The following is a 15,939-nucleotide window of genomic DNA, read 5'->3' as shown; positions in this document are numbered from 1 at the left end:
CCCGCTGCCCGCCCGGGCCGGTGGCTACTCGGGCCGGTGTTCCGGGCCGCCGAAGTCCGGGCTGCTGTAGTCCGGGCTCGAGTAACGCGGACGCGGACCCGCCTCGGGACCGCCGTCCGGGCTGGTGAACCCGGGGCGGCCGTAACCGAGGTGCGGCATACGGCTGGTCGGCGCCGCCGGTGCCGTACGGTGCAGTGCCGTGGCGTCCGGCTCGGCGAGTGCCTCCCGCAGGAAGGGCAGGATGCCGCGTTCGAGCAGGGCGTCGTGCCAGGCTTCCCTCGCCCGGACCACCTCCTCGTCGAGTTCACCGTAGAAGCCGGACTCGGCGGAGGGGCGGTTGCGCAGCGCGGTGAGCAGCAGTCCCACCGCGGCGACGAGGATGGCCACCGCGGTCACCGCGCCGAACACCCATCCGGTGGTGAGCATGGTCTGCGCGAAGGTCTGCCCCGGATCGAGCATCTTGAGGATGTAGCCGACGAGCAGGAAGATCGCCGCGGCGGTGCCGGCCAGGACGGGTGCCAGGACGGCGACCACGGCGACGGCGCCCGCACCGGTCGCCTCGGCGACCTCGCCCATGGTGGCGGCGAGTCCCGCCGCGCCCGTGCCCGGCTCCTCGGACCCGGATTCGCGGGTGGACGACACCTGGGCGGGCGGCGCCGGGTGGCGCAGTTCCTCGCGGACCTTCACGTAGTGCTGGTACTCGGTCGTGGCCGCCGCGGTGATGAGGGCGGTGGCGTTGAGTGCCATGGTGCGCAGTTGTTCGGAGTTGAGCCGCTGTCCGACAGCGGCCAGTTCCGGGCGGTGTGGTGCGGAGCGCAGCGCCTCCTGGAGGATCCGCTCGTACTCTTGGCGGTCCTCGTTCGACAGGTGCTGCGGAACGCTGTTCATGTGCATCCCCCGATGCTCCGTAGGGCTTGGGGCTCGCATGCCAACGAGCCGTCGGGCAGAAACGGAGGGGAGCCTGCTACGGATAAGCCGATGGTAGAGCGGTGACGGTGGGTGGTGACAGGGGGTTTCCAGAAATTGGGTGCCGGGCTGTACGGGACGCCGCCGCGTGTAAACCCGTCCGGTGAACGGTCAGACGTCGAGCGGAAGTTGCTGGACCAGCAGTTTTCCGGCCATGGTCACGCCGCCGTCCATCGCGATGGCCAGCCCGTCCGCGTAGACGTGAGGTCCCTCGACCGCGGTACGGGTGTCGTCCTCGCCGTCCTCGGAGCCGACCTCGCCCAGCAGGTACGGGATGGGGCTGTGGCCGTGCACGATTCGGGTGCCGCCGTACGTGTCCAGCAGTGAGCGCACGGCGTCGGCGCCGCCCTCGTCACGGAAGGAGAAGCGCTTGGTGAACTTGCGGAACAGGTCCCACACCTCTTCCGCGTCGTTGCGCGTGAGCGTCTCGCGGACGGTGTCGTTGACCTCCTCGATGGAGCCGCCGTAGTCGAGGTAGGTGGTGGTGTCGGAGTGGACGAGGAGGTGGCCGTCGACCGCTTCGAGGGCGTCGAGGCGGGCCATCCACTGGAGGTGGTGGTCCTGCAGCCGGTCCATGTCGGTCTTCTGGCCGCCGTTCAGCAGCCAGGCCGCCTGGAAGGTGGCGGTGCCCGCACCGGAGTTGACGGGCGTGTCGCCGAATCGCTTGGCACCGAGCAGGAGCAGCTCGTGGTTGCCCATCAGCGCCTTGCAGTAGCCGCCGGCCGCGGCGGCCTCGGCGGACAGTCGCATCACCAGGTCGATGACGCCGATGCCGTCCGGGCCCCGGTCCGTGAAGTCGCCGAGGAACCACAGGCGGGAGGTGCCCGCGCACCACTGACCGGCGGCGTCGACGAGGCCCTTCTCCTGGAGGGCGGCCAGCAGCTCGTCGAGGTAGCCGTGCACGTCGCCGACGACGAACAGCGGCCCCTGACCCGTGGCGGGCTGCTGCACCGTGAGCGGTTCGGGGTCGACGGCCACCTGGACCGTGTCACCCCGACGGATGACGGGCAGATCCCGCTGGGTGGGCGTGTACCCCTCCGGGAGGTCCTCCTCGTAGGGAGGATTCTTCTCGTAGGGAGGGTTCTCCTCGTACTCCTTCTCGGAGGGCGGCGCGGCCTCGCCCGCGTGCGTGCCGGTGGCGGCATACGGAGCGGTCTCGTGGACGTACGCGGGCACCCGGAAGTCGCGCACCGTCGCCGTCCGCTCCACCTCGGGTCCCTGACCGGCCCCCTGAGTCATCGACCCCTCCACCATCGCGCCGCATCTGCACCGCTTCGGACTGCCTGGTCGCAGCGGCCCACGGTGTGTGGGCCCATCATAGGAATGCGGATCGCGCTGTGTGATGACCCAGGGGTGGTGAATCGGAACAGGACTCCGGTTCACTGCGGCTTTCGCCCCGATTGGGCCGGTCTTCGCCCGTCCGCGACGGCGGTGTGACAGGCTCCGGACGTGCCGGACGCCGTCGCCGCCGCCCTTGCCGCCGCTCCCGCCCGGGAGTGGCGCCGCCCCCGCTGGGCCCCCGGCGCTCCCGCTGGGCCGCGGGCGCTCCTGCTGGGCCCCGGGCGCTCCTGCTGGGCCCCCGGCGCTCCCGCCGGGCCCCGCGCTCCCGGTCGGGCGCGTCGGCCGGGCCTCCGTATTCCCGCTCCCGAGGCGGTGGCCCTACTCGCCCTCGGGTGACCGCGGCGGGCTGACCGTCGTCCGGGGCGGGCGGCGCTGCGAAGACGTACGCACGATCAGTTCGGTCGGTATCACCTGCTCGACCGGCTGGTCCGAGTCGAGTCCCTCGATGGCGTCGATGAGGACCTGGATCACCGCCGTGCCGATGCGGCGCGGCTTCAGCGACAGGGTGGTGATGGGCGGTTCGGTGCTGGCGTACACGGTGGACTCGCTGCAGCAGACCAGCAGCAGGTCCTCCGGGACGCGAAGCCCGTAGCGCCGGGCGGCGGCGAGCAGGTCGGTGCCGTTCGGGTCGAAGAGGCCGTAGACGGCGTCGGGCCGGTCGGGGCGGGCGAGCAGCCGGTCGGCGGCGACGGCGCCGGCGCACGGATCGTGTGCCGGATAGGCCTCGTAGACCGGGTCCTGGCCGACGCGTTCGCACCAGCGGAGGTAGGCGGTGGTCGACAGATGGGTGTACGTGTCGGTCGTGGTGCCGGTGAGCAGGCCGATCCTGCGGGCGCCGGCGTCGGCCAGGTGGTCGAGGATGCCGAGTACGGCGGCCTCGTGGTCGTTGTCGACCCAGGCGGTCACGGGGAGCGAGCCGGCCGGGCGGCCGTCGGAGACGACCGGTAAACCCTGGCGTACCAGTTCGCTGACGACCGGGTCGTGGTCCGAGGGGTCGATGACGACCGTGCCGTCGAGCGCGACGTTCGACCACACGTCGTGCCGGGAGGTCGCCGGGAGGATGACGAGGGCGTAACCGCGGGCCAGCGCGGCGGACGTGGCGGCCCGCGCCATCTCGGCGAAGTACGCGAACTCGGTGAAGGTGAAAGGTTCATCCCCGTACGTCGTCACGGTCAGGCCGATGAGTCCGGACTTGCCGGTGCGGAGCGTGCGGGCGGCGGCCGAGGGCCGGTAGCCCAGTCGGTCGGCGACCTCGCGCACATGGCGCCGGGTGGCATCCGGGAGTCGGCCCTTGCCGTTGAGGGCATCGGAGACGGTAGTGATGGATACTCCGGCGGCGGCGGCCACGTCCCTGATGCCCGCCCGGCCCGGCCGGCTGCCTCGACGTGAGGTTTCCGCGCGGCTCACCTGGTGCTTCCCTGCTGCTGTCATGGCGAGCCGATAGTAGGGCTCATGGGGTGGGGTAGGGCGGACGCATATGCACGCGTTGACAGTCACGTTTCTGCATGATCATCAAGCAGCAACGGCCTTCGAAAACAAGCTAGTTGGACGCCTGTATCCCATTACCTGGCGTGTCGACCAGTGAGGGCCTGCCAAGTGGCCGATGTTGCGAAGAGGTCTCAACTCACCTGCACGAGGGATGCGCGCCACGGCGCGAGCCACCGGCGCGTAGATATATGTGCAGCGCGCCCCCCGAATCGTGCGCCTTCGTGCCCTGATGCCCCTGATGCCAGTGTGACGGACGAGGTCTGACCTCACCTATACGCAGCGGCGCTGAATCCTCATAAGGTGAGAAGTATTCGATGCCGGTGGTGGTCACGAGGAGGACTGCGGTGAGCGAGACGAGCCCCAAGCTGCGCGCCGAGCTGGAGGGAATTCCCACCTACAAGCCGGGCAGGCCCGCCGCGGCCGACGGTCCGGTGGCCTACAAGCTGTCCTCCAACGAGAACCCGTATCCGCCCCTGCCGGGCGTGATGGAGACGGTGACGGCCACGGCCGCGTCGTTCAACCGGTACCCGGACATGGCCTGTACGTCCCTGATGAGCGAGCTGTCGGACCGGTTCGGTGTGCCCCTCTCCCACCTGGCCACCGGCACCGGCTCGGTCGGTGTGGCCCAGCAGCTCATCCAGGCGACCTCGGGCCCGGGCGACGAGGTGATCTACGCCTGGCGCTCCTTCGAGGCGTACCCGATCATCACGCAGATCAGCGGCGCGACGTCCGTGAAGGTGCCGCTGACACCGGGCGACGTGCACGACCTGGACGCGATGGCGGCCGCGATCACGGACCGGACCCGGCTGATCTTCGTCTGCAACCCCAACAACCCGACGGGCACGGTGGTGCGGCGGGCCGAGTTGGAGCGGTTCCTCGACCAGGTGCCGAGCGACGTGCTGGTGGTCCTCGACGAGGCCTACCGCGAGTTCATCCGGGACCCCGAGGTGCCGGACGGCGTCGAGATCTACCGTGAGCGGCCCAACGTCTGCGTCCTGCGTACCTTTTCCAAGGCTTACGGCCTCGCCGGCCTGCGGGTCGGGTTCGCGATCGCCCACGAGCCGGTGGCGGCGGCGCTGCGCAAGACGGCGGTGCCCTTCGGGGTCAGCCAGATCGCCCAGGAGGCGGCGATCGCCTCGCTGCGCGCCGAGGACGAGTTGATCGGCCGTGTCGGTTCGCTGGTGTGCGAGCGCACGCGCGTGGTCGACGCGCTGCGCGCGCAGGGCTGGACGGTGCCCGAGACCCAGGCCAACTTCGTGTGGCTGCGGCTGGGGGAGCGCACGGTCGCCTTCGCCGACGCCTGCGAGCAGGCAGGCGTCGTCATTCGGCCGTTCCCGGGCGAGGGTGTGCGGGTGACGGTCGGCGAGAGCGAGGCGAACGACATCTTCCTCAAGGTGTCGGAGGAGTTCCGCAACGAGCTGTAGGCCGCTGTGGGAAGTTCGCATGACCGCTGTAGCGGTTGAGGACCGCAGCATTGGTTGAGGACCGCTGTAGCGGTTGAGGACCGCTTTAGTGCTGAAGACGGCTGTAGTGCTTGAGACCGCTGTAGTGGTTCTACGCGTCGACGTGTTCGACGCGTATCGGGTCGCCGTCGAGGCGACCCAGGACGTTGCAGGGACTCGCGAGGCGGCATTCGTCGCCTCGCGAGATCGGCGTGGGCCCGTACGGCAGCGCCAGAGCGTCGCCGTCGGTCCAGAAGGCGACCGTGCCCGGTTCGACGACCTGCCGGGCGTCCGTTTCACGTGAAACCGACACACCCGTGTCGAAGTACACCTCCTCGCCCCAGGTGTGAGCGGAAGCGGTGAACGGCAGGGCCTTGAGGAGCGCCTGCGTGGTCGGGGTGTCGTCGAGAGCTGCGGTGAGATGACCCGCGGGCCATGAGATCCGAATCTTCATGCGGCGAATTCAACAAGTTGTTGAAGCTCTTGCCAAGGGGTTGACGTCACAGGGGACCCCCCTTCCGGTGTCGAAAAGCTGTACGTCATAATTGCTTGTGAATGTGAACGCGTTCACAAGCGTGTCCCGGTTGCGCCCGAGATAGGTGTGACATACACGCTCAAAGCGTCGCTGACCACAGCGATGTGGCGATGTAAGGAGACTGACGACGTGGACATGGCTCTGGCGCCGGAGACGCTGGCGCGGTGGCAGTTCGGCATCACGACCGTCTACCACTTCCTGTTCGTCCCGCTGACGATCTCGCTGGCCGCCCTCACGGCCGGACTGCAGACCGCCTGGGTCCGCACCGAGAAGGAGAAGTACCTCAGAGCGACCAAGTTCTGGGGCAAGCTCTTCCTGATCAACATCGCCATGGGTGTTGTCACCGGCATCGTGCAGGAGTTCCAGTTCGGCATGAACTGGTCCGACTACTCCCGCTTCGTCGGCGATGTCTTCGGCGCCCCGCTCGCCTTCGAGGCGCTGATCGCCTTCTTCTTCGAGTCCACCTTCATCGGCCTGTGGATCTTCGGCTGGGACAAGCTGCCCAAGAAGGTCCACCTGGCCTGCATCTGGATGGTCTCGATCGGCACGCTGCTGTCGGCGTACTTCATCCTGGCGGCCAACTCCTGGATGCAGCACCCCGTCGGCTACCGCATCAACGAGGAGAAGGGCCGCGCCGAGCTGACCGACTTCTGGGCCGTCCTGACCCAGAACACCACGCTCAACCAGGTCTTCCACAGCTTCTCGGCGGCCTTCCTGACGGGCGGCGCCTTCATGGTCGGCATCGCCGCCTTTCACCTGATGCGCAAGAAGCACATCCCGGTGATGCGGACGTCGCTCCGGCTCGGCCTGGTCACCCTCGCGATCGGCGGCATGCTCACCGCGATCAGCGGCGACACCCTCGGCAAGGTCATGTACGAACAGCAGCCGATGAAGATGGCCGCCGCCGAGGCCCTGTGGGACGGCGAGGAACCGGCGCCCTTCTCCGTCTTCGCCTACGGAGACGTCGACAAGGGCCACAACAAGGTCGCCCTGGAGATCCCCGGGCTGCTGTCCTTCCTCGCCCACAGTGACTTCGACTCCTACGTGCCCGGCATCAACGACACCAACAAGGCGCTGCAGGAGCAGTTCGGCCCCGGTGACTACAAGCCCATCGTCCCCGTCGCCTACTGGGGCTTCCGGTGGATGATCGGTTTCGGCATGGCGTCCTTCTCCCTCGGTCTGCTGGGTCTGTGGCTGACGCGGAAGAGGTTCCTGCTGCCGGCCGCGCTGCGGACCGGGGAGGACGAGGTGCCGCACCTGGTGCTGCTGCGCAAGCCGCTGGGCACCAGACTCACCCGCCTGTACTGGCTCCTGGCTCTCTGGACGATGGCGTTCCCGCTGATCGCCAACTCCTGGGGCTGGATCTTCACGGAAATGGGCCGGCAGCCCTGGGTCGTCTACGGCGTGATGCAGACCCGCGACGCGGTCTCCCCCGGTGTCTCCCAGGCGGAGGTCATCATCTCGATGGTCGTCTTCACCACGCTCTACGCCATCCTCGCCGTCATCGAGGTCAGGCTGCTCGCCAAGTACGTCAAGGCGGGCCCGCCCGAGCTCACCGAGGCCGACCTCAACCCGCCCACGAAGATCGGCGGCGACCTCCGTGACGCCGACAAGCCGATGGCCTTCTCGTACTAGGCCGAGGGAGCTGCACAGTCATGGAACTGCACGACGTCTGGTTCGTTCTGATCGCCGTCCTGTGGACGGGCTACTTCTTCCTGGAGGGCTTCGACTTCGGGGTCGGCGTCCTCACCAAGCTGCTCGCCCGCAACCGGGCCGAGAAGCGGGTCCTGATCAACACCATCGGGCCCGTGTGGGACGGCAACGAGGTGTGGCTGCTCACGGCCGGCGGCGCGACCTTCGCCGCCTTTCCCGAGTGGTACGCCACTCTCTTCTCCGGCTTCTACCTGCCTCTGCTCGTCATCCTGGTCTGCCTGATCGTCCGGGGTGTCGCCTTCGAGTACCGGGTGAAGCGGCCGGAGGAGCGCTGGCAGCGCAACTGGGAGACCGCGATCTTCTGGACCTCGCTGATCCCGGCGTTCCTGTGGGGCGTGGCCTTCGGCAACATCGTCCACGGTGTGAAGATCGACCGGGATCTGGAGTACGTCGGCTCCGTCTGGGACCTGCTCAATCCGTACGCCCTCCTCGGTGGCCTGGTCACGCTGACGCTGTTCACCTTCCACGGGACGGTGTTCACGGCACTCAAGACCGTCGGTGAGATCCGCGAACGGGCACGGGCCCTGGCGCTGCGCGTCGGCCTTGTCACGGCCGTGCTGGCTCTGGCCTTCCTGGTCTGGACGCAGGTCGACAGCGGAGACGGCAAGAGCCTGGTCGCCCTCCTGGTGGCCGTCGCCGCCCTGGTCGTCGCCCTGATGGCCAACCAGGCCGGTCGTGAGGGCTGGTCGTTCGCACTGTCCGGCGTCACCATCGTGGCCGCCGTGGCGATGCTCTTCCTGACGCTCTTCCCGAACGTCATGCCGTCCACGCTCAACGCGGACTGGAGCCTCACCGTCACCAACGCCTCGTCCAGCCCGTACACCCTGAAGATCATGACTTGGCTGGCCGCGGTCGCCACGCCGGTCGTCCTGCTCTACCAGGGCTGGACGTACTGGGTGTTCCGCAAGCGGATCGGCACCCAGCACATCGCTGAACCCGCGCACTGAGTCCGGCGGGTGTGTTTCACGTGAAACACACCCTCTGGACGGGAGGGCATGTTTCACGTGAAACCCATCGATCCACGTCTTCTGCGGTACGCCCGCGCCACCCGGTTCTTTCTGACGGCGGTCGTCGTCCTGGGCGCCGTCGGGGCCGGATTGCTCGTCGCGCAGGCGATGCTCATCGCCGAGGTAGTGGTGGGCGCCTTCCAGTACGGCATGACCACCAGCGAACTCCGTACTCCCCTGCTGCTGTTGGTGGCTGTCGCCTGCGGTCGCGCCCTGGTCGGCTGGCTCACCGAACTGGCCGCGCACCGGGCGAGCGCGGCAGTGAAGTCGGAGCTGCGGGGCCGACTGCTGGAACGGGCCACCGCGCTCGGTCCCGGCTGGCTGAGCGGGCAGCGGACCGGGTCGCTGGTGGCGCTGGCCACCCGTGGAGTCGACGCCCTCGACGACTATTTCTCGCGCTATCTGCCCCAATTGGGCCTCGTGGTGGTCGTACCCGTGGCGGTGCTGGCCCGCATCGTCACCGAGGACTGGGTGTCGGCGGCCATCATCGTCGGCACCCTGCCCCTCATCCCGATCTTCATGGTACTGATCGGCTGGGCCACACAGTCCCGGATGGACCGCCAGTGGCGGCTCCTGTCCCGGCTGTCCGGACACTTCCTGGACGTGGTCGCCGGGCTGCCGACGCTGAAGGTCTTCGGGCGGGCCAAGGCACAGGCCGAATCGATCAAGCGCATCACCGGTGCCTACCGCCAGGCGACCATGCGGACGCTGCGGATCGCCTTCCTGTCGTCCTTCGCGCTGGAACTGCTCGCCACGCTCTCCGTGGCGCTCGTCGCCGTCACCATCGGCATGCGGCTCGTCCACGGAGACATGGCCCTGTACGACGGCCTGGTGGTACTCGTCCTGGCGCCCGAGGCCTATCTGCCGCTGCGGCAGGTGGGAGCGCAGTACCACGCAGCGGCGGAGGGGCTTGCCGCCGCCGAGGAGATCTTCGAGGTGCTGGAGCGGCCCGTACCGGCCTCGGGGGCCGGTCCCCTGCCGGCGGACGGTGCCCTGTCCTTCGAGGGCGTGACCGTCCGCTATCCCGGACGCGCAGGGGCCGCCGTGACGGACGTGAGCTTCACCGTCGAGCCCGGCGAGACGGTCGCGCTCGTCGGTCCGAGCGGGGCGGGTAAGTCGACGCTGATCAACGCCCTCCTCGGATTCGTGCACCCGGCCGGCGGACGAGTCCGCATCGGAGGAGCCGATCTCGCCTCCCTCGACCTGGCGCAGTGGCACGCCCGCGTCGCCTGGGTGCCACAACACCCGCACCTGTACGCCGGCACCATCGCCGAGAACGTACGGCTGGCCCGGCCCGACGCCGACGACATCGCCGTACGGCAGGCACTGCGGGACGCGGGCGCGCTGGAGTTCGTGGACGCGCTGCCCGAGGGGACGGCCACCGTGCTCGGGGAGGACGGCGCCGGGCTGTCCGCCGGGCAGCGGCAACGGCTGGCGCTGGCCCGGGCGTTCCTCGCGGACCGGCCGGTACTGCTGCTCGACGAGCCGACGGCCGCCCTGGACGGGGCCACCGAGGCCGAGGTCGTGGCCGCCGTGCGAAGGCTGGCGGAGGGACGGACGGTATTGCTGGTGGTGCACCGCCCGGCGCTGCTGGAGGTGGCCGACCGGGTGGTGCGGCTGGAGGAACCGGTGCCCGTCGCCGCGGCAGATGCTGCCTCCGTGGCGCCCGCTGTCCGCCTCCTCGACGAGGCCGTCGGAGCCGCTGCTCCGGTTACCCCCGAAGAACCGGCCCCCTCGACGGAGGCCGGAGGCGGCGTCCTCGCCAGGGTGCGGGCGATGTCCGGCGCCCGGCGCGGGCGGCTCGTCCTCGCGCTGCTGCTCGGCAGCCTGGCGCTCGGCAGTGCCGTCGGTCTGATGGCCACGTCCGGGTACCTCATCTCGCGGGCCTCCGAGCAGCCGCCGGTGCTGTATCTGATGATGGCCGTGACGGCGACGCGCGCCTTCGGGATCGGGCGGGCCGTGTTCCGCTACGCCGAGCGGCTCGTGTCGCACGACGCCGTGCTGCGGATGCTGGCCGACACCCGGGTCGCCGTGTTCCGGCGCCTCGAACGGCTGGCTCCCTCGGGGCTTCGCCGCAGCCGCCGGGGTGACCTGCTGTCCCGGCTCGTCGCCGACGTCGACACCCTCCAGGACTACTGGCTGCGGTGGCTGCTGCCCGCCGCCTCGGCCGTCGTGGTCTCGGCCGCGTCGGTCGGCTTCACGGCATGGCTGCTGCCGGAGGCCGGCGCCGTGCTCGCGGCCGGCCTGCTCGCGGCCGGAGTCGGGGTGCCGCTGGTCACCGGCGCCGTGGCACGGCGGGCCGAGCGCAGGCTCGCCCCCGCCCGCGGCGTGCTCGCCACCAGGGTGACCGATCTGCTCACCGGCACCGCCGAACTGACCGTCGCCGGTGCCCTGCCCGCGCGGGCCGCCGAGGCGCGCCGGGCCGACGGGACGCTCACCCGAATCGCCTCGCGTGCCGCCACCGCCACCGCGCTGGGCGACGGACTCACCGCGCTGATCTCCGGCCTGACCGTTGCCGGGGCCGCCCTCGTCGGAATCCAGGCGGTCGCCGACGGCCGGCTCGCCGGTGTGGCCATGGCCGTCGTCGTGCTCACCCCGCTGGCCGCCTTCGAGGCCGTACTCGGGCTGCCGCTCGCCGTGCAGTACCGGCAGCGTGTGCACAGGAGCGCCGAGCGGGTGCACGAGGTGCTCGACGCACCCGAGCCCGTACGGGAGCCGGAGGCGCCCCGGCAGGCGCCGGCGTCACCTTTCCCCGTCGTCCTCAAGGGGCTGGCCGCGCGCCACGCCGGGCAGGGCCGGGACGCCCTGGCGGGAGTGGAGCTGACTCTGGCGGAGGGCCGCCGTATCGCCGTGGTCGGGCCGTCCGGGTCCGGCAAGACGACGCTGGCCCAGGTGCTGCTGCGGTTCCTCGACGCGGACGCGGGCTCCTACACGCTGGCCGGCGTGGACGCCTGTGCCCTGGCCGGCGACGACGTACGGCGCCTCGTCGGGCTGTGCGCGCAGGACGCGCACCTCTTCGACAGCTCGGTGCGCGAGAACCTGCTCCTGGCCAGGAAGGACGCCACCGAGGGCGAGCTGCGCGACGCGCTGGCCCGGGCCCGGCTGCTGGAGTGGGCCGACAGCCTTCCCGACGGCCTGGACACGCTGGTCGGTGAGCACGGGGCACGGTTGTCCGGCGGGCAGCGGCAGCGGCTGGCACTCGCCCGGGCGCTGCTCGCCGACTTCCCCGTCCTCGTGCTCGACGAGCCCGCGGAGCACCTCGACCTGCCGACCGCCGACGCGCTCACCGGCGATCTGCTGGCCGCCACCGAAGGCCGTACCACCTTGCTGATCACGCACAGACTGGCAGGCCTGGAGGCCGTGGACGAGGTGATCGTCCTGGGTGAGGGCCGGGTCGTGCAGCGGGGGGTGTACGCGGAGCTGGCCGCGGTTCCGGGGCCGCTGCGGGCGATGGCGGAGCGGGAGGCCGCGTCGGAGCTGCTGGTGGGAGCCCGGTGACCGGCAGGCCGGGGCCGAGGTCTTTCGAAATTCTCAGCGAATCCGACTTTCCTGGACAGAAGGGTCTCATTAGGCTCGGGTCATGCCCCCAGCACCGCTTCCCGGCCCCCCGCCGCACCGCGAGGGGGTCTCGGCCGAGCTTCTGGCGCGGGTGCCGAAACTCCTGGACGCGATGCGGTCCGTCGGCAGTGGACTGGAGCTGCACTCCACGCTGCACCGGATCTGCGAGACGGCGGCCGACCTGGCGAACGCCCGGTACGCGGCCATCGGCGTCGTGGGCGAGGACGGCGACGGCCTCGCCGACTTCGTGCACCACGGCGTCGACGAGGCGACCGTCCGGCGCATCGGCCACCTGCCCGACGGCCGCAAAGGCCTGCTGGGCGCTCTCATCCGCGACCCGGAGCCGGTCCGGCTCAGGGATCTGAGTGAGGACCCGCGCTCGTGCGGTTTCCCCGAGCACCACCCGCCGATGCGCAGCTTCCTCGGCGTCCCCATCCGCGTACAGGGCGAGATCTTCGGCAACCTCTACCTGACGGACAAACACGCGGGCCAGCCGTTCAACGACTACGACCTCGCCATGGTCCGCGTCCTGGCCACGGAGGCCGGTATCGCCATCGGCAACGCGCGTTTGTACGAGGCCGCCCGGCAGCGGGAGCGCTGGATCGACGGGTCGGTCGCCGTGACCACCGCGCTGCTGTCCGGCGGCGACATCGACGAGGCCCTCCAGGTCGTCGCCGAACAGGCCCGCCGGCTCTCCGGAGCGGCCGCCGGAATCGTGCTGCTGCCGGCCGACGGGGGCGGCCTGGAGATCGCGGCCGTGGCAGCGGAACATCCCACGACCCACCTGGGCACGGTCATACCGCCGGAGAACGGCATCGTCGCCGAACTACTCGCAGGACGGGCCGTGTTCGTGGACGACGCCGCCACCGATCCGCGACTGGAGGCCGGGCCGGTGCGCGCGTACGGACCGATCATGCTGCTGCCCCTGTGCCGGGACGGGCGGGTCCTGGGGAGCCTCGTCATGCCCCGTGCCCGCGGGGACCGCCCGTTCACCCGGACGGAACGCGCCCTCGGCGACCGGTTCGCCTCGCAGGCCGCGCTTGCGCTGATGATGGCCGACGCCCAGCGCGACCGGGAGCGGCTCGCGGTGTACGAGGACCGCGATCGCATCGCCCGGGACCTGCACGACCTCGTCATCCAGCGGTTGTTCGCCACGGGAATGATGCTGGAGAGCGCCCAGCGCAGGTCGGTCGTCCCCGAGGTGCGCGACGGGGTGGGCGGGGCCGTCGACGAACTCGACGTCACCATCCAGGAGATCCGCTCGGCGATCTTCGCGCTGCGCCAGCCGGCCGAGGCCCCCGCGGGGCTGCGCACCCGTGTGCTGCGCGAGATCACCATGGCCGCGGCCCCGCTCGGTTTCACGCCCTCGCACCGCTTCGTCGGCCCGGTGGACGCCGCCGTCGGCGAACTGACCGGCAAGAATCTGATCGCGGCGCTGCGCGAGACCCTGTCCAACGCCTTCCGGCACGCCCACGCCACCCGGATCGACGTGGTCGTCGACGCGACGGCGACTCTGGCGGACGGCCGGCGGGGCGTGCGGCTGACCGTAGCGGACGACGGCGTCGGCATCCCCGCGGGCGGTCGGCGCAGCGGCCTGCACAACCTCGAGCGCCGAGCCGAGACCGTCGGCGGCGCCAGTCGGCTCGGGCCGGGCATCGGGGCGGACGGCGCCGGCACGACGGTGCTGTGGGAAGCACCGTACTGAGGGCTGCCGACGCCGTGTTGCCCCATGTGCAGCAGCCGCACTGAGCCGAGTGCAGCAATCGGTCCCCCGCTCGTACGACCTGAACAAGACCGTGCGCCCCCGATCGGTCCACGATCGCTGCCATGCGCTCACCTCGCCGCCATCCGCTGCTCGTACCGGTGTTGCTGTGCGCGCTCGCCGTGCTCGCGGCCCGCCCCACCGACGCCATGGATGAGAACGGTGGCTCCGGAGCCGCTCTCGGTGCGCAGGTGGCGCGGCTGTACGAGGAGGCAGGCAGAGCCACCCAGCAGTACGAGGACGGGCGGCGCGAGGCCGAGGCGCAGCGGTCGAGGGCGCTCGAGTACGAGAAGCGCCTCGACCGGCAGCGGCAGAAGATCGACGGCATGCACGAAGATCTGGGCCGGATCGCCCGCGCCCAGTACCGCAGCGGCGGCGGACTCCCGCTCACCGCGGAGATCATCCTCGCGGAGGATCCCGATGGACTGATGCGGAGTCAACGAGCGCTTTCACGCGCGGATCTGGAGGTCAACAACGCCATCGGCAAGAGCCTGCGGGCCGAGGCCCGCCTCGCCGCCGACGAGGCCGAGGCACAGGCGGCCTGGCAGGCGTTGGAGGAGCGCAACGCCGGTCTGGCGGAGTTGAAGAAGAAGATCGAGGGCAAGCTGGAGGCGGCGCGGTCGCGGCTGGAGGGGGAGGCGGACGCCTCCGTCGCGGCCGGTTCGTGTCCCGGCGCGGTCCGCCTCGACCAGCCGGGCGGACGCTCCAGCCGGCCCTGGGTGGCCCCGGTGGAGACGTACGAGCTGTCGGCGTCCTTCGGCAGCGGCGGGACGCGGTGGGCGAACCGGCACACCGGCCAGGACTTCGCGGTGCCGGTCGGGACACCGGTGCGGTCGGTCGGCACGGGCCGGGTGGTGAAGGTGTCGTGCGGCGGCGCCTTCGGCATCCAGGTCGTGGTCCAGCACGCGGGCGGCTACTACACGCAGTACGCCCATCTCGCCGCTGTCGCCGTCGACCAGGGCGACCGGGTCCGTGCCGGCCAGTGGGTCGGGCAGTCGGGCAGCACCGGCAACTCCACCGGACCGCACCTGCACTTCGAGGTACGGGTCACCCCGGAGATGGGCTCGGGGCTGGACCCGGTGCCGTGGCTGGCGCAACGTGGTGTGCCGCTCTGACGGAAACGCGGGACTCGGCGTCGTGCGGGACGGGCGTCGTGCGGGACCCGGCGCCGGTCCGGAGGCGCTGCCGGACCGAAGGCCCCCGGGACCGGCCGCTAGGGCAGGTCCGTCAGCATCCGCTCGATCACGACCGCCACGCCGTCGTCGTTGTTGGCCACCGTCCGCCCCGACGCGGCGGCGATCACGTCCGGGTGCGCGTTGCCCATGGCGTACGACCGCCCCGCCCAGGTGAGCATCTCCACGTCGTTCGGCATGTCACCGAAGGCGACGACCTCCTCGTGCGAGATGCCGCGCTCGGCGCAGCACAGGGCGAGCGTGCTGGCCTTGGAGACCTCCGGCCCGCTGATCTCCAGCAGGGCGCTGGGGCTGGACCGGGTGACGTTGGCGCGGTCGCCGATGGCGAGGCGGGCCAACGTGAGGAAGCCGTCGGGGTCCAGCTCGGGATGGAAGGCGAGGATCTTGAGGACCGGCTCGGCGGCGGCGCGACCGCCCGGCGCCAGGATCTCCTCGGCGGGCAGGAGGTCGTCGGGGACCTCCATGTGCATCTTCGGGTACGCCGGCTCCTGGTGGAAGCCGTACGTCTGCTCGACCGCGTACACCGTGCCGGGCGCCGCCTCACGCAGCAGCCGTACGGCGTCCAGCGCGTTGTCCCGGGCCAGCTCCCGGACCTTCACGAACCGGTGGGCGCCGGGGCCGCCGTGCAGGTCGACCACGGCGGCACCGTTGCCGCAGATGGCGAGGCCGTGACCGTGGACGTGGGCACTGACGACGTCCATCCAGCGGGCGGGGCGGCCGGTGACGAAGAAGACCTCGATGCCCGCCTTCTCGGCGGCGGCCAGCGCGGCGACCGTGCGCGGTGAGACCGACTTGTCGTCGCGCAGCAGTGTGCCGTCGAGATCGGTGGCGATGAGCCGCGGGCGGGTGGCGGCGGCCGGGGGCTCGGGCTGTCGGGTCGCTGAGGTCACCCGGTCATTGTCACGCATATGCCTGCACGATCGTGCGCGAGTCC

At 70.8% G+C, this 15,939-nt stretch carries 11 protein-coding genes; 6 read left to right on the top strand and 5 right to left on the bottom strand.

What is annotated here, in order from left to right; all coding sequences use genetic code 11:
• Positions 1 to 24 precede the first annotated feature (24 nt).
• From ACIQ6R_RS20825 to ACIQ6R_RS20815, 3 genes are all read right to left on the bottom strand, one after another.
• Positions 25 to 894 (bottom strand): hypothetical protein, encoded by an 870-nt coding sequence (locus ACIQ6R_RS20825; RefSeq protein ID WP_404222796.1) that lies wholly within the window; start codon positions 892 to 894, stop codon positions 25 to 27.
• A gap of 183 nt (positions 895 to 1,077) precedes the next feature.
• Positions 1,078 to 2,220, bottom strand: a complete 1,143-nt coding sequence (locus ACIQ6R_RS20820; protein ID WP_404222795.1) for a metallophosphoesterase — start codon at positions 2,218 to 2,220, stop codon at positions 1,078 to 1,080.
• Between the two features lie 405 nt (positions 2,221 to 2,625).
• Positions 2,626 to 3,738 carry a LacI family DNA-binding transcriptional regulator gene (locus ACIQ6R_RS20815; RefSeq protein WP_375906348.1) on the bottom strand — a complete coding sequence of 371 codons (1,113 nt, stop codon included), beginning with the start codon at positions 3,736 to 3,738 and terminating at the stop codon, positions 2,626 to 2,628.
• 401 nt (positions 3,739 to 4,139) lie between these two features.
• Here ACIQ6R_RS20815 and hisC point away from each other — a divergent pair, with 401 nt between their 5' ends.
• Positions 4,140 to 5,219 carry a histidinol-phosphate transaminase gene (gene hisC / locus ACIQ6R_RS20810; RefSeq protein ID WP_375906344.1) on the top strand — a complete coding sequence of 360 codons (1,080 nt, stop codon included), beginning with the start codon at positions 4,140 to 4,142 and terminating at the stop codon, positions 5,217 to 5,219.
• Between the two features lie 130 nt (positions 5,220 to 5,349).
• On the opposite strand, the gene ACIQ6R_RS20805 is transcribed toward hisC, so the two are convergent.
• A complete protein-coding gene (locus tag ACIQ6R_RS20805; RefSeq protein ID WP_404222794.1) occupies positions 5,350 to 5,691 on the bottom strand; it encodes a cyclophilin-like fold protein in 342 nt (113 codons plus the stop codon).
• 210 nt (positions 5,692 to 5,901) lie between these two features.
• Here ACIQ6R_RS20805 and ACIQ6R_RS20800 point away from each other — a divergent pair, with 210 nt between their 5' ends.
• The 5 genes from ACIQ6R_RS20800 (at position 5,902) to ACIQ6R_RS20780 (ending at position 14,927) form a co-directional block, all read left to right on the top strand.
• A complete protein-coding gene (locus ACIQ6R_RS20800) occupies positions 5,902 to 7,407 on the top strand; it encodes a cytochrome ubiquinol oxidase subunit I (RefSeq protein WP_404222793.1) in 1,506 nt (501 codons plus the stop codon).
• 20 nt (positions 7,408 to 7,427) lie between these two features.
• Positions 7,428 to 8,432 (top strand): cytochrome d ubiquinol oxidase subunit II, encoded by a 1,005-nt coding sequence (cydB, locus tag ACIQ6R_RS20795; RefSeq protein WP_404222792.1) that lies wholly within the window; start codon positions 7,428 to 7,430, stop codon positions 8,430 to 8,432.
• Between the two features lie 57 nt (positions 8,433 to 8,489).
• Positions 8,490 to 11,990: a thiol reductant ABC exporter subunit CydD gene (gene cydD / locus ACIQ6R_RS20790; RefSeq protein WP_404223017.1), complete on the top strand. Its 3,501-nt coding sequence runs from the start codon at positions 8,490 to 8,492 to the stop codon at positions 11,988 to 11,990.
• Positions 11,991 to 12,072: 82 nt separating this feature from the next.
• Complete coding sequence (locus ACIQ6R_RS20785) at positions 12,073 to 13,755, top strand: GAF domain-containing sensor histidine kinase (RefSeq protein WP_404222791.1); 1,683 nt, start codon at positions 12,073 to 12,075, stop codon at positions 13,753 to 13,755.
• 122 nt (positions 13,756 to 13,877) lie between these two features.
• A complete protein-coding gene (locus ACIQ6R_RS20780; RefSeq protein ID WP_404222790.1) occupies positions 13,878 to 14,927 on the top strand; it encodes a peptidoglycan DD-metalloendopeptidase family protein in 1,050 nt (349 codons plus the stop codon).
• Positions 14,928 to 15,025: 98 nt separating this feature from the next.
• On the opposite strand, the gene ACIQ6R_RS20775 is transcribed toward ACIQ6R_RS20780, so the two are convergent.
• Positions 15,026 to 15,913, bottom strand: coding sequence for an HAD family hydrolase (locus tag ACIQ6R_RS20775; RefSeq protein ID WP_404172821.1), 888 nt, complete (start codon positions 15,911 to 15,913; stop codon positions 15,026 to 15,028).
• Positions 15,914 to 15,939: the final 26 nt, after the last annotated feature.

This window comes from Streptomyces sp. NPDC096048 (assembly GCF_044763415.1).
Lineage (GTDB): Bacteria > Actinomycetota > Actinomycetes > Streptomycetales > Streptomycetaceae > Streptomyces.
The sequence above is the reverse complement of the archived record's forward strand: the minus strand, read 5'-3'. Positions and strand labels throughout refer to the sequence as shown.

Excerpts from the sequence above, each read along its gene's own strand:
- ACIQ6R_RS20820 (WP_404222795.1), bottom strand. The coding sequence starts at position 2,220 with ATGGTGGAGGGGTCGATGACTCAGGGGGCCGGTCAGGGACCCGAGGTG.
- cydB (WP_404222792.1), top strand. The coding sequence starts at position 7,428 with ATGGAACTGCACGACGTCTGGTTCGTTCTGATCGCCGTCCTGTGGACG.
- ACIQ6R_RS20780 (WP_404222790.1), top strand. The coding sequence starts at position 13,878 with ATGCGCTCACCTCGCCGCCATCCGCTGCTCGTACCGGTGTTGCTGTGC.
- ACIQ6R_RS20775 (WP_404172821.1), bottom strand. The coding sequence starts at position 15,913 with ATGCGTGACAATGACCGGGTGACCTCAGCGACCCGACAGCCCGAGCCC.
- ACIQ6R_RS20825 (WP_404222796.1), bottom strand. The coding sequence starts at position 894 with ATGCACATGAACAGCGTTCCGCAGCACCTGTCGAACGAGGACCGCCAA.
- ACIQ6R_RS20805 (WP_404222794.1), bottom strand. The coding sequence starts at position 5,691 with ATGAAGATTCGGATCTCATGGCCCGCGGGTCATCTCACCGCAGCTCTC.
- ACIQ6R_RS20815 (WP_375906348.1), bottom strand. The coding sequence starts at position 3,738 with ATGACAGCAGCAGGGAAGCACCAGGTGAGCCGCGCGGAAACCTCACGT.
- ACIQ6R_RS20785 (WP_404222791.1), top strand. The coding sequence starts at position 12,073 with ATGCCCCCAGCACCGCTTCCCGGCCCCCCGCCGCACCGCGAGGGGGTC.